The 12,855-nt window shown below is 33.4% G+C and carries 12 protein-coding genes; 7 read left to right on the top strand and 5 right to left on the bottom strand.

Annotation, left to right across the window (positions count from 1 at the left end):
* Nucleotides 1-32: 32 nt before the first annotated feature.
* On the bottom strand, nt 33-1,262 hold the full coding sequence (locus ACHRWY_RS02300) for an HD domain-containing protein (RefSeq protein ID WP_395352122.1): 1,230 nt from the start codon (nt 1,260-1,262) through the stop codon (nt 33-35).
* 223 nt (nt 1,263-1,485) lie between these two features.
* On the opposite strand from ACHRWY_RS02300, the gene ACHRWY_RS02295 reads away from it, so the two are divergent.
* The 5 genes from ACHRWY_RS02295 (at nt 1,486) to ACHRWY_RS02275 (ending at nt 5,797) form a co-directional block, all read left to right on the top strand.
* Nucleotides 1,486-3,039 (top strand): PglZ domain-containing protein, encoded by a 1,554-nt coding sequence (locus tag ACHRWY_RS02295; protein ID WP_395352120.1) that lies wholly within the window; start codon nt 1,486-1,488, stop codon nt 3,037-3,039.
* 80 nt (nt 3,040-3,119) lie between these two features.
* Nucleotides 3,120-3,527 carry a tRNA (adenosine(37)-N6)-threonylcarbamoyltransferase complex ATPase subunit type 1 TsaE gene (gene tsaE, locus ACHRWY_RS02290; RefSeq protein WP_395352118.1) on the top strand — a complete coding sequence of 136 codons (408 nt, stop codon included), beginning with the start codon at nt 3,120-3,122 and terminating at the stop codon, nt 3,525-3,527.
* A gap of 91 nt (nt 3,528-3,618) precedes the next feature.
* Nucleotides 3,619-4,092 carry a GNAT family N-acetyltransferase gene (locus ACHRWY_RS02285; RefSeq protein WP_395352116.1) on the top strand — a complete coding sequence of 158 codons (474 nt, stop codon included), beginning with the start codon at nt 3,619-3,621 and terminating at the stop codon, nt 4,090-4,092.
* A gap of 83 nt (nt 4,093-4,175) precedes the next feature.
* Nucleotides 4,176-5,375 carry an alanine dehydrogenase gene (locus ACHRWY_RS02280; protein ID WP_395352114.1) on the top strand — a complete coding sequence of 400 codons (1,200 nt, stop codon included), beginning with the start codon at nt 4,176-4,178 and terminating at the stop codon, nt 5,373-5,375.
* A 35-nt stretch (nt 5,376-5,410) separates the two neighbouring features.
* The gene (locus ACHRWY_RS02275) at nt 5,411-5,797 is read left to right on the top strand and encodes a DUF4258 domain-containing protein (protein ID WP_395352112.1); all 387 of its coding nucleotides are present in this window, start codon (nt 5,411-5,413) and stop codon (nt 5,795-5,797) included.
* A gap of 66 nt (nt 5,798-5,863) precedes the next feature.
* Here ACHRWY_RS02275 and ACHRWY_RS02270 read toward each other — a convergent pair whose 3' ends face one another.
* Nucleotides 5,864-6,529: a uracil-DNA glycosylase gene (locus tag ACHRWY_RS02270; protein WP_395352110.1), complete on the bottom strand. Its 666-nt coding sequence runs from the start codon at nt 6,527-6,529 to the stop codon at nt 5,864-5,866.
* Between the two features lie 133 nt (nt 6,530-6,662).
* On the opposite strand from ACHRWY_RS02270, the gene ACHRWY_RS02265 reads away from it, so the two are divergent.
* Both ACHRWY_RS02265 and ACHRWY_RS02260 read left to right on the top strand, forming a co-directional pair.
* Nucleotides 6,663-8,828 carry a DNA mismatch repair protein MutS gene (locus tag ACHRWY_RS02265; protein WP_395352108.1) on the top strand — a complete coding sequence of 722 codons (2,166 nt, stop codon included), beginning with the start codon at nt 6,663-6,665 and terminating at the stop codon, nt 8,826-8,828.
* Nucleotides 8,829-9,212: 384 nt separating this feature from the next.
* The gene (locus ACHRWY_RS02260) at nt 9,213-9,626 is read left to right on the top strand and encodes a thiol-disulfide oxidoreductase DCC family protein (protein WP_395352106.1); all 414 of its coding nucleotides are present in this window, start codon (nt 9,213-9,215) and stop codon (nt 9,624-9,626) included.
* A gap of 125 nt (nt 9,627-9,751) precedes the next feature.
* On the opposite strand, the gene ettA is transcribed toward ACHRWY_RS02260, so the two are convergent.
* The 3 genes from ettA to holA form a co-directional block, all read right to left on the bottom strand.
* Nucleotides 9,752-11,443, bottom strand: a complete 1,692-nt coding sequence (ettA, locus tag ACHRWY_RS02255; RefSeq protein WP_395352104.1) for an energy-dependent translational throttle protein EttA — start codon at nt 11,441-11,443, stop codon at nt 9,752-9,754.
* Nucleotides 11,444-11,506: 63 nt separating this feature from the next.
* Entirely contained in the window at nt 11,507-11,689 is a 183-nt protein-coding gene (locus tag ACHRWY_RS02250) for a CAL67264 family membrane protein (RefSeq protein WP_035666747.1), read from the bottom strand.
* Nucleotides 11,690-11,756: 67 nt separating this feature from the next.
* On the bottom strand, nt 11,757-12,761 hold the full coding sequence (gene holA, locus ACHRWY_RS02245) for a DNA polymerase III subunit delta (RefSeq protein WP_395352495.1): 1,005 nt from the start codon (nt 12,759-12,761) through the stop codon (nt 11,757-11,759).
* Nucleotides 12,762-12,855 lie beyond the last annotated feature (94 nt).

Raw genomic sequence — 12,855 nt, 5'->3', positions numbered from 1 at the left:
AAAATATAAAAAATAGATTTTAAATGTTAATTTTAGATAAGTTGTTTTGGAAAACAGATGTAATATTTTGTCACCAATTTAGATAACGATTTCAAATTCAGCTGATCAGATGCTTCTACGACATCCTCAATTGTTTTATCTTTTTTCAAAATTCGTATCGGTTCAGCTTCTTTACTATAAGCCTGATTTTTTATTTTACCCCTGAAAATGAAATATCCGGCTTCTAACTGCGTAATATGATGGTCGTTAGCAAATTGTTCTTTCAAAGATTGGGATTCTTCAGCCGGAATTTTTTCCGCGCTTAATTTTATTTTCAATAAATCCCTATTAATCAACATCTTACTCAAAGTAGAAAGTATAAAATCATCTTGCTTTTGCCAGGCTTTTAAAGCGCTAATAATATCAAAATCATCCAGTTGAGAAAACAAATCCAATTTTTCAGCATCAAAATCTTCTAAAGAAACCTTATTTTGCATAAAATACAAAAGAGGTTCACTACAAGGTAAATTAATTCCTTTTAACGTTAATTCTTTGGCTCTTTTTAAAACATTCATCAAAATAAGCTCGGCCACTAAACTTGTTTTATGCAAGTATGCCTGCCAATACATTAACCTTCTGGAAAGTAGGAATTTTTCAACGGAGTATATCCCCTTTTCTTCAATTACCAATACATCATCAACGACATTCATCATCTGGATCAGTCGCTCAGAATTGACATTTCCTTCTGCAACTCCTGTATAAAAACTATCGCGTTTTAAATAATCCATTCTATCCATATCTAACTGACTTGAAATCAATTGCAACATGAACTTTCTATGATAATCCCCTTTAAAAACCTGAATTGCCAGGCTTAACCTTCCGTCAAACTCTTCATTTAACTGATTCATGAACAATAATGAAATCGCTTCATGATTTACATCTTCAACAATACTTTTTTCCATTGCATGCGAAAAAGGCCCGTGACCTATATCGTGCAGTAAAATAGCAATTAACAATGCGCATTCCTCATCGCCTGAAATGGCAACACCTTTAAAACGAAGTGTTTCAACAGCTTTCTGCATTAAATGCATGCAGCCTAATGCATGATGAAAACGTGTATGATTGGCTCCCGGATAAACCAAATACGACAATCCCATTTGTGAAATGCGGCGTAAACGCTGAAAATACGGATGCTGAATTAAGTCGTAAATAAGTTCGTTCGGGATGGAAATAAACCCGTAAATGGGATCATTGAATATTTTTAACTTATTGATATGAGTCACTATTTGGTGTTTTTTTTAGGTGAACAAATATAAGTAATTAACCATAAACTGCTTTGCGTTTTTCATTTTAAAATTGACATTAATTTAATGTGATTTTCAGTCAGATAACAAATTAAAAAAACGTTTTTATGCAAAAATCAGTATTTGTTATTCTGAAATTTATACTATTTTTAATACTTTTTAAGTTCTATACCTCTAAATTGCATTAAAATTAAATACGTTTATGGATAAGATAAAAATACTTTGGGTCGATGATGAGATCGATCTTTTGAAACCACATATATTATTTCTGGAGAAAAAAAACTACGCTGTAACTACCTGTAATAATGGGCTGGACGCTATTGCTTTGTTTGAAGAAGACAATTTTGATATTGTTTTTTTAGATGAAAATATGCCCGGAATGAGTGGTTTGGAAACACTTTCTGAAATGAAAGAAAAAAAGTCTGCTACCCCCATGATTATGATCACAAAAAGCGAAGAAGAATACATAATGGAAGAAGCCATTGGTTCTAAAATCGCCGATTACCTGATCAAACCGGTAAATCCGAATCAGATTTTATTGAGTTTAAAGAAAAACCTGGATCATTCAAGATTAATTTCTGAAAAGACAACCTTAGATTATCAAAAGGAATTTCGTAAAATTTCTATGGAGCTGGCCATGGTAAATTCTTTCGAAGACTGGGTAGAATTGTATAAAAAATTAATTTTCTGGGAGTTAGAACTCGAAAATATCAACGATCAGGGAATGATAGAAATTCTGGAATCCCAGAAAGTCGAAGCGAATTCGCAATTTGGTAAATATATTGAAAGAAATTACGAAGACTGGTTTGCTCCCAAAGCAGACAAACCAATTCAATCTCACAATCTATTTAAGGAATTAGTGGTTCCGGAAATAAAAAAGAAAGACAAGCCTATTTTATTTGTTGTGATTGATAATTTACGTTACGATCAGTGGAAATCATTTGAAACAGTAGTTTCTAATTATTACAAATTAGAAAAAGAGGTACCTTACTTTTCAATCCTTCCAACTGCCACACAATATGCCAGAAACGCAATTTTCTCCGGTTTATTACCAACCGAAATGGAAAAACAATTTCCGCAATACTGGAAAAATGACGTCGAAGACGGGGGAAAAAACCTATATGAAGCTGAATTTCTTTCTGCACAATTAAAACGTTTAGGACTAAACATCAAAGAAGATTATTTTAAAATTACCAACTACGCCGGAGGAAAAAAACTAGCCGAAAACTTTAAAGCCTTAAAGGGAAATGATTTGGTAACTGTTGTTTATAATTTTGTAGACATGCTGTCTCACGCAAAAACTGAAATGGAGGTCGTAAAAGAACTTGCTTCGGATGATAAAGCGTATCGCTCACTGACTTTAAGCTGGTTTAAAAATTCTCCTCTTTTGGAAATTATACAGCAAGCACAGCTTTTAGGCTTTAAATTAATCTTAACCACAGATCATGGTACAATTAATGTAAAAAACCCTTCGAAAGTAGTGGGAGATAAAAATACAAGTTTAAATTTGCGCTACAAAACAGGGCGTAGTTTAACCTACGAACAAAAAGATGTGTATGTTGTAAAAGAACCTAAAACAATTGGTTTACCGGCCATAAACATGAGTAGTTCTTTTATTTTTGCAAAAAATGATTACTTTTTAGCTTATGTAAACAACTACAATCATTATGTGAGTTATTACAAAAACACCTATCAGCACGGTGGAATTTCATTAGAAGAAATGATTATTCCGTTTCTGGTATTTAATCCGAAATAGAAAAAGTTTTCGTCGCAGTTCCAGGTTTTCAATTGAGATTAAAACTGCGACGAGACTATTATACAAATAAAATTTAAGCAATGAATATCGTTTTTTCATTAGATCAGATTCAGGAAGCAGCAGCGCAAATTTTAGCATCAAATCCTAAGAAAATTATTCTTTTTAACGGAGAGATGGGCGTTGGAAAAACTACTTTAATCAAACAATTATGCAAAAGCCTTGGCGTTCAGGATGCCACAAGCAGCCCTACATTTTCCTTAGTGAATGAGTATTATACTTCTGACAATCAGATTGTTTATCACTTCGATTTTTACCGATTAAACAAAGAAACCGAAGCGCTCGATATGGGTGTTGATGATTATTTATATTCAGGGAACTGGTGTTTTATAGAATGGTCTGAAAAAATTGCAAATTTGATTCCGGAGGAACATTCAGCAATCAATATTGAGTTAATGGCAGATGGAAAAAGAGAACTGAAATTAACTTAAAATCGCTGTGAAAACTTTGACTGTCTGGTGTTATAATTATTTCACGGAAATTCTCAAAGTTCGCGCAAAGTATCACAAAAAACGGAGTAAAATGAATACCCAAAATACAGTGGAAATCATCCCTTTTTCGCCAGATTTAAAAGAGCCAATCAAAACCTTAAATAAGGAATGGCTACAGAAATATTTTAGAGTTGAAGAAAAAGATGAATTGGTACTTTCAAATCCGCAGGAAGAAATTATTGATAAAGGGGGCTTAATTTTTTATGCTAAATATAATGATGAAATTTTGGGTACGGTTTCTTTAATTAAGGTTAACGATACTACATTCGAATTAAGCAAAATGGCTGTTTCAGATCAGGCGCAAGGTCTTGGAATTGGAAACAAACTATTACTACATTGTATTGCTGTAGCTGAAGAAAATAATATTAAGAAACTATTTTTATATTCGAATCGAAAGCTACTTCCGGCCATACATTTATATAAAAAATTTGGTTTTATTGAAATTCCTTTGGAAGATGGAATTTATGAAAGGGCCGATATTAAAATGGAGAAAAGAATGTCTTAATTATTAAAATAGTATTAGCAGAATTTTTACATTGATTTTAAAACTTTTTACGTAATTTGTACTCTTAATTTTTCGCACAATCCATGTCAATTACCTTAACTCCATTTACGAAACAACAATTGTTGCCACAAGAAGAAAAACTTGAAATTGGCCGATTTAAAAGAGAACTTTTTATAGGGATTCCTAAAGAAACAAGTTACCAGGAACGTCGTATTTGCCTTACTCCTGATGCAGTAAATTCATTGACTTATGAAGGTCACCGTGTCATGATTGAATCTGGAGCCGGTGAAAGTTCAAGTTATTCTGACAAAGAATACTCAGACGCCGGAGCAGAAGTGACTAAAGACACTAAGAAAGTTTTTGGCTGTCCCATGTTACTTAAAGTAGAGCCACCAACAATAGCTGAAATTGAAATGATTAATCCCGAAACGATTATTATTTCGGCCATTCAGTTAAAAACCAAAAAGAAAGCTTATTTTGAAGCTTTGGCTCAAAAAAAGATCACGGCACTTGCTTTTGAATATATCAAAGACGAAGACGGTTCTTATCCTGCTGTAAAATCATTAAGCGAAATTGCCGGAACAGCTTCTATACTTATCGCTGCCGAACTGATGATTACTGATGAATTCGGAAAAGGGCTTTTATTTGGAAACATTACTGGCGTCCCTCCTACTGAAGTTGTAATCTTAGGCGCAGGAACTGTAGGTGAATTTGCTGCAAAAACCGCCATTGGTTTAGGAGCAAATGTGAAAGTTTTCGATAATTCAATTACCAAATTACGTCGTTTACAAAATAATTTAAACCAAAGAATTTTCACGTCTACAGTCCAGCAAAAAGCATTATTAAAAGCATTAAGACGTTGTGATGTTGCCATCGGTGCTATGCGGGGGAAAGAGCGCTGTCCTATTATAGTAACCGAAACTATGGTGGAACACATGAAAAAAGGTGCTGTAATAGTTGATGTAAGTATTGATACAGGAGGTTGTTTTGAAACTTCTGAAGTGACTACTCATGAAAAACCTACTTTTATAAAAAGCAATGTTTTGCATTATTGTGTACCCAATATCCCATCGAGATATTCCAAAACTGCTTCATTATCAATAAGTAACATTCTGACACCATACTTACTTCAGATAGCCGAAGATGGTGGTTTAGAAAGTGCCATAAGATGCAACAAAGGACTCAAAAACGGTATTTACTTATATCATGGAATCCTGACAAACAAAGCAATTGGAGAATGGTTTGATTTGCCGGATAACGATATTAATTTACTTGTATTTTAAAGGAACTTTAATGTACCTTTGCAAAAAAAATACTCATGAAGTTCGTACATCGTTTTGCTTATTATTTGATTGGTCTTATTATGGGATGCTTTTTTGTAGCCCTTGTTTTTAGCGGAAAAGATACGCGCTGCAATTACTTTCCAAATGCAAGAGTTTTAAATAACTTAAGAACAAAACCTTTTCAATATTCTGAAAAAGCAATTCAAACTTTAAACGAAAAATGGGTTGATACTGCCGATGTTAAAAACACATTAACTTATGGTGACGTTGATTTTGATCAAAGTAATGTTCCGTTAAAAAAAGGAAAACTATATATTATTGAAGGAAAAACGGTTAAAAATCAGGAAATTATTTTAAAAGTAATTAACTACGAGAATAAAGCTGTTTTAGATGAGATTATAAAGAAACCAACAGAAGAATAGTCGATAAACCATAATGGTTATTGAGTTTTTTTTGTCATTTCGACGGAGGAGTAGTGTAATTAGAATTTACCACTCAATTTCTTTAAGTCCTTTTGATTTTAAAAAAGTATTTGCCAGACTAAAATGCTTATTTCCAAACCAAAAACCTCTATTTGCACTTAAAGGTGAAGGATGTCCTGATTTTAAAATATGATGTTTTGAAGCATCAATTAGTGCCGCTTTTTTTTGAGCAAAACCTCCCCATAGTAAAAAAACAACATTTTCACTTTCTTTCGAAATTTGCTTAATGACAGCATCTGTAAATTTTTCCCATCCTTTTCCCTGATGGCTTCCGGCTTCAGATTGCCGAACTGTCAGAGTAGCATTTAAAAGAAAAACGCCCTGATCTGCCCAACGTTCCAAATTTCCTGTCTTAGGTAGTGGTTTGTTTAAATCAGTTTCAATTTCTTTGAAAATATTCTGAAGTGATGGAGGAAACGGAATACCATCATTTACAGAAAAACATAAACCATTTGCCTGATTAGGACCGTGATAAGGATCTTGTCCAATAATAACAACTTTTACCTGATCAAAGTGACAATGATCAAAAGCTGAAAAAATCTGATTCCCTTTTGGATAACAAACTTTTGTCGCATATTCAGATTTTACAAAATCGATTAATTCATTGAAATATGGTTTTTCAAATTCTTCATTCAAAACTGGCTTCCAAGAAGAATGCATTTTTACGTCCATAATTTTTTTATGCGAATTTCAGAATTTTTTAATTAAAATCATATTTACCAAACAATAAAATTTAGACCTTAACTTTGTAGAATTCAATGCTACAATTTTTGTACTTTTGCCTGTACTTTCTTAAAGAAATTAAATGATCAGTATTACCGAAAAAACATTACAAGACTTACAATTTCCAACAGTGCTCGAAACCATTTCAGCTGGTTGCAATACCGATATTGGAAAAGAAAAAGCTTTACAAATAACCCCATTTAGAGACAAAGAAACTTTGATGCAGGCTTTAATGCAAACATCAGAATATGTATCGTCTTTTGAAAACAATAACGCCATTCCCAATCACGGATTTGACGCCATTACGCACGAAATTAAGTTTTTAGCAATTGAAGATAGCTTTCTGGAAGTCGGAAGTTTTAGAAAAATAGCCACACTTTCATCAACAGCAAACTTCTTACTGAATTTCCTTAAAAAATTTGATGATTATTATCCAAACTTAAATGCCAGAGCTTCAAGAGTTGAATACACCAAAGACATTGTTACTCTAATCGATGCTATTGTAGATAAATATGGTGAAATAAAAGACAACGCTTCTCCTGCCCTTTTGAGTATTCGTCAGAATATGAATATTGTTCGGGGCAAGGTAAATCAAAGTTTTGGTGTTGCACTTAGTCACAATAATAGTCTGGGTTATCTGGATGACATTAAGGAAAGTTTTGTTCAAAATCGTAGAGTCTTAGCAGTTCTTGCCATGTATCGCCGTAAAGTAAAAGGCTCCATTTTAGGAAGTTCCAAAACGGGAAGCATCGCTTATATTGAGCCAGAAGCAACCCTTCAATATTCCCGCGAACTAAGCAATTTAGAATACGAAGAAAAAGAAGAAATCACCAGAATTTTAAAACAATTATCAAACGCTATTCGTCCGTTTTTACCCATATTAATTGAGTATCAGGAATTTCTAAGCGATATTGACGTCGTTGCCGGAAAAGCAAAATACGCCAATCGAATTAACGGAATTTTACCTGCCATTACCGAAGAACGCAGATTGTTTTTCAGAGAAGCGTATCATCCTATCTTATATCTGAACAATAAACAAAAGAATGAAATAACGCATCCTCAAACTATTGAATTAAAACAGGATAACCGAATAATTGTAATTTCAGGACCTAATGCCGGAGGAAAAACAATCTCCTTAAAAACAGTTGGTTTATTGCAATTAATGTTGCAATCCGGTATGTTGATTCCGGTTCATGAACGCAGTGAGACTTTCTTATTTGACAGAATCCTAACCGATATTGGCGACAATCAATCTATAGAAAATCACCTAAGCACTTATAGTTACCGATTAAAAAACATGAATTATTTCTTAAAAAAATGCAATAAGAAAACTATGTTTTTGATTGATGAATTTGGTACTGGTTCTGATCCGGAATTAGGTGGCGCTTTGGCCGAAATTTTCTTAGAGGAATTTTATCATCGTGAAGCTTTCGGAATTATCACCACCCATTACTCTAATTTGAAAATTCTCGCAAACGAATTGCCTTTTGCTACAAATGCGAATATGATGTTTGATGAAAAATCATTAGAACCAATGTATAAACTGGCCTTAGGTCAGGCCGGAAGTTCTTTTACTTTTGAAGTTGCATTGAAAAATGGAATTCCCTTTGGATTGATTAATCGCGCTAAAAAGAAGATTGAAGTTGGTAAAGTTCGTTTTGACAAAACCATTGCAACACTTCAGAAAGAAAGGTCCAAGCTTGAAAAAACTTCTATCAACCTGAAAGAAGAAGAAACAAGAGCACGTGAGGAAAGTAAAAAGATGGAAAACATCAATGTAAAAATCAAACAGAAACTGGAAAGCTATCAGGAATTATACGACAGCAATCAGAAAACAATTTACATTGGTCAGAAAATAGAAGATATTTCAGAAAAATATTTTAATAATAAAAACAAAAAAGAACTTATTGGGGAATTTTTGAAAATCATAGAAATAGAAAATTCAAAACGTAAAAAAGCAACTCCAAAAGAAGCTAAAGCGATAATCGAAAAGAAAAAAGAAGTTATCGCAGAAGTAACCGTTCAGGTTGAAGAAATCAGAAAAGAGAAAAAAGAAAAGAAACTTAAACCTGTTATCGAAAAACCAAAACCAATCTTAAAAGTGGGTGACCGGGTCAGAATGCTTGACGGAAGATCGGTTGGAAGTATTGATGCTATCGAAAAAAACAAAGCAACTGTTAATTATGGAATTTTTACTTCGAAAGTAAGTTTAGATGAATTAGAATTTGTTGAAGCTGCAAAGAAATAATTTTTTAATATTTGTTTTAGTTTTCTGTCATTAAAAAAGTCTAAAATTAAAATAAAGGGATTTAAACAACTATTTTTTAAAAGACAATTTCGAAGATGCTTATTTTTTTAAAATCGTTTAAAAATAATTTATGGAGGTCATTTTCTATATGTAAAATTTATTAATTTCCATTTTTCAATAGAGATAATCAATAAGTGCAATTATTGTCGTTTTGTTAGTTTCATGCAAAAGAGCTCTCAATCTTATGATTTCAAGGAGAAATCACAAACACAGATCGACAAAGATTAATGAAATTCTGTACCGAATTAATAATGTGATTCCTCGTTCCTCGTAATAAAAAACTTCATTAAATCTGAAACCTTAAAACTTGAAACTTTTTCAATTATGCAAAACCTTCCAAAAAACAAAAAAATAATTCTTTTTGACGGCGTTTGCAATTTATGCAATGGCGCAGTTCAGTTTATCATCAGACGTGATAAAAAAGATGTTTTTAGATTTGTGGCTTTGCAATCAGAATTGGGAATTGAGATTTGTCACTATATAGATGTTGACCAAACTAAAATTGATAGTATTATTTTATACAATCCCGGAGTTGCTTATTATTATAAATCTTCAGCGATTCTTGAAATCGGAAAAGATTTAGGAGGACTATATAGTCTGGTTACTATTTTTAAAATTTTACCCGGAAAACTTCGAAATTATATTTATGATTTCATTGCTAAAAACCGTTATAAATGGTATGGCAAAAAAGAAAGCTGTATGATTCCTACCCCGGAACTTAAGGCTAAGTTTTTGTAATTATACCCTTTTATTTTAACGCAAAGAACACAAGATTTACACAAAAGTACACAAAGCAAAAATCCCAAATTCAAATCTATTCGATTGGAATTTGGGATTTTAAAAATTAAAATTACTTAGCGTATTTATCTAATTAACTTTCTGTATTTCAAACGTTTTGGAGTTAAATCACCACCCAGACGTTTCTTTTTATTTTCTTCATATTCAGAGAAACCTCCTTCGAAATAATATACTTCAGAATCTCCTTCAAAGGCTAAAATGTGAGTGCAAATTCTGTCCAGGAACCATCTGTCGTGCGAAATAATTACAGCACAACCTGCAAAATTCTCTAAACCTTCTTCCAGCGCACGAAGTGTATTTACATCCAAATCATTCGTTGGCTCATCCAGTAAAAGTACGTTTCCTTCTTCTTTCAATGTCATGGCCAAATGCAGACGGTTACGTTCACCACCAGATAACATGGATACTTTTTTGTTTTGCTCGCCTCCGCCAAAATTGAAACGGGATAAATAAGCCCTTGAATTTACTTGCTTTCCTCCCATCATAATTAATTCCTGACCGTCAGCAAAATTCTCCCAAATGGATTTATTCGGATCAATGTTAGAGTGTGACTGGTCTACGTAAGCGATTTTTACCGTTTCACCAACTGAAAATTCTCCACTATCTGTTTTCTGCTCTCCCATAATCATTTTGAAAATGGTTGATTTACCAGCACCGTTTGGTCCGATAATTCCAACAATTCCGGCTTGTGGTAAAGTGAAATTCAAATTATCATATAATAATTTATCCCCAAAAGCTTTGGCAACATTTTTTGCTTCAATAACATTTGTTCCTAAACGCGGACCATTTGGAATGTAGATTTCCAAATTTTCATCCAATTGTTTTTGGTCTTCATTCAGCAATTTATCGTAATTCTGTAAACGTGCTTTCTGCTTTGTCTGACGTCCTTTGGCTCCCTGACGAACCCAATCCAACTCGCGTTCTAACGTTTTTCTGCGTTTTGATGCTACTTTTTCTTCTTGTGCCATACGGCTTGATTTTTGGTCTAACCAGGAAGAATAATTTCCTTTCCACGGAATACCTTCTCCTCTATCCAACTCTAAAATCCAACCTGCCACATTATCAAGGAAGTATCTATCGTGCGTTACCGCAATTACAGTTCCTGCATATTGTGCTAAATGCTGCTCTAACCAAAGTACAGACTCAGCATCAAGGTGGTTGGTAGGCTCATCCAGAAGCAATACATCGGGTTGTTGCAATAACAAGCGACATAACGCTACACGACGACGCTCACCTCCTGAAAGGTTTTTAATAGGCGTATCTCCTTCCGGAGTACGTAACGCATCCATTGCAATTTCTAATTTGGTATCGATTTCCCAGGCACCAAGAGCATCAATTTTGTCTTGTAAAGCAGCCTGACGATCCATTAACTTATCCATTTTATCCTGATCTTCATAATTTTCAGGAAGACCAAACAGATCATTAATCTGATTGTACTCTTCTAAAACGGCCATAGTTTCGGCAGCTCCTTCACGAACAATTTCGATAACAGTTTTAGAATCATCCAAGATTGGTTCCTGCTCTAAGTAACCTACAGTGTAACCTGGCTGAAAAACAACATCACCCTGATAGTTTTTATCAACTCCAGCAATGATCTTTAACAGAGAAGATTTTCCTGATCCGTTAAGTCCTAAAATACCAATTTTAGCACCGTAAAAGAAGCTCAGGTAAATATTTTTAAGTACTGGTTTGTCTGCTCCCTGATAGGTCTTACTCAATTTCTGCATTGAGAAAATTACTTTCTTATCGTCTGACATTCTATTTATTTTAAATTAATTATTTTTCTTTTGAATTTTGAGGTTGTGACTGCGTTAAATTTGCTACACTCTACCTTTTAAAGCATTAAAAACCCAGGCATTAGCAAAAAAACCAACACCTACAGCTACAAATCCCCAACCAGAAACATCTCTGTATCTAAAAGCGCCAAGACCTATAAGCAACAATCCCATAAGTATCATTATAAAAGTAGCCCATCCTAAAACGGTATTTTTATTCATTCCCATAATTGTGTAATTATTATTTTAAAGTAGTAAAATTTTTAGAAAAGCAAATATCGTGAATTTTAACGGCTTAATTAAATATTTTATACAGCATTTCTTTTAACAAATCTGACTGTGGTAAAGCATTGGCTCCAACTCCCTTGCTTTTAAGATCAACATCTCGCAATGCCCCTACAATCTGGCTCACTTTTCGCATTGGGTAATTCTTTATCGCTAAATCGTACTCCTTTAAAAAATAAGGATTTACACCAATTACTGCTGCCACATTTTTAGGATTTTTATCTTTAAGTCCGTGGTACTTTAAAAGCTGGACAAAAAATCCAAATACCAGTCCGGTTGTCATCACCAGCGGATATTCTTTAGGATTATGAGCGAAATTTTCTGCTATTTTATATGCTTTTAGCTGATTGCGTTCTCCGATAGCTTTTCTGAGTTCGAAAACATTATAATCTTTACTGAAACCAATATTCTCTTCGATATGCTGCGGTGTAATTACTGTTCCCTGTGGCAGAATAATCTGAAGTTTTTCAAGTTCGTTATTAATTTTACTCAGGTCTGTGCCTAAAAACTCTACCAGCATCGCATTTGCTTTGGGATCAATTGTATATTTTTTGCCCGCCAGAACCCGTTTTATCCAGTCTCCTACCTGATTTTCGTATAATTTTTTACTTTCATAAACGATTCCTTTTTGCGCTAAAAGTTTCGTAACTTTTTTACGCTTGTCCAACGTTTTATATTTATAGCAAAAAACCAAAACCGTGGTTTCCATAGGGTTATTAACGTATGACTCTATTTTATCAATTGTTCTGGATAAATCCTGTGCTTCTTTTACAATAACAACCTGACGATCAGCCATCATTGGATAGCGTTTGGCTGTTGCCACAATATCTTCAACCGATACATCTCTTCCGTATAAAACCGTTTGATTGAACCCTTTTTCTTCTTCAGCCAGTACATTTTGTTCTATATATTCAGACAACTTATCTATATAATAAGGTTCTTCACCCATTAAAAAATAAATTGGTTTTATATTTCCCGCCTTGATATCATTAACAATTTTTACAACTTCGTCCATCCAATAATTATGTTTCAAATCTTCAGGTTTCAAATTCTCATTTCAACAACTTGAAATTTTAAACTTTGAAACCTGAAACTATTTTATATTTTTG

Origin of the sequence: Flavobacterium sp. FlaQc-48 (assembly GCF_044007335.1) — a bacterium.
In the GTDB taxonomy this organism is placed as follows: domain Bacteria; phylum Bacteroidota; class Bacteroidia; order Flavobacteriales; family Flavobacteriaceae; genus Flavobacterium.
Note: the sequence above shows the minus strand (reverse complement) of the source record. Positions and strands in the feature narration are given on the sequence as shown.

Coding starts and splice junctions, on each gene's coding strand:
- ettA (WP_395352104.1), bottom strand. CDS start 11,443: ATGTCAGACGATAAGAAAGTAATTTTCTCAATGCAGAAATTGAGTAAG.
- ACHRWY_RS02280 (WP_395352114.1), top strand. CDS start 4,176: ATGTCAATTACCTTAACTCCATTTACGAAACAACAATTGTTGCCACAA.
- ACHRWY_RS02265 (WP_395352108.1), top strand. CDS start 6,663: ATGATCAGTATTACCGAAAAAACATTACAAGACTTACAATTTCCAACA.
- ACHRWY_RS02260 (WP_395352106.1), top strand. CDS start 9,213: ATGCAAAACCTTCCAAAAAACAAAAAAATAATTCTTTTTGACGGCGTT.
- tsaE (WP_395352118.1), top strand. CDS start 3,120: ATGAATATCGTTTTTTCATTAGATCAGATTCAGGAAGCAGCAGCGCAA.
- ACHRWY_RS02295 (WP_395352120.1), top strand. CDS start 1,486: ATGGATAAGATAAAAATACTTTGGGTCGATGATGAGATCGATCTTTTG.
- ACHRWY_RS02250 (WP_035666747.1), bottom strand. CDS start 11,689: ATGGGAATGAATAAAAATACCGTTTTAGGATGGGCTACTTTTATAATG.
- holA (WP_395352495.1), bottom strand. CDS start 12,761: ATGGACGAAGTTGTAAAAATTGTTAATGATATCAAGGCGGGAAATATA.
- ACHRWY_RS02275 (WP_395352112.1), top strand. CDS start 5,411: ATGAAGTTCGTACATCGTTTTGCTTATTATTTGATTGGTCTTATTATG.
- ACHRWY_RS02285 (WP_395352116.1), top strand. CDS start 3,619: ATGAATACCCAAAATACAGTGGAAATCATCCCTTTTTCGCCAGATTTA.
- ACHRWY_RS02270 (WP_395352110.1), bottom strand. CDS start 6,529: ATGGACGTAAAAATGCATTCTTCTTGGAAGCCAGTTTTGAATGAAGAA.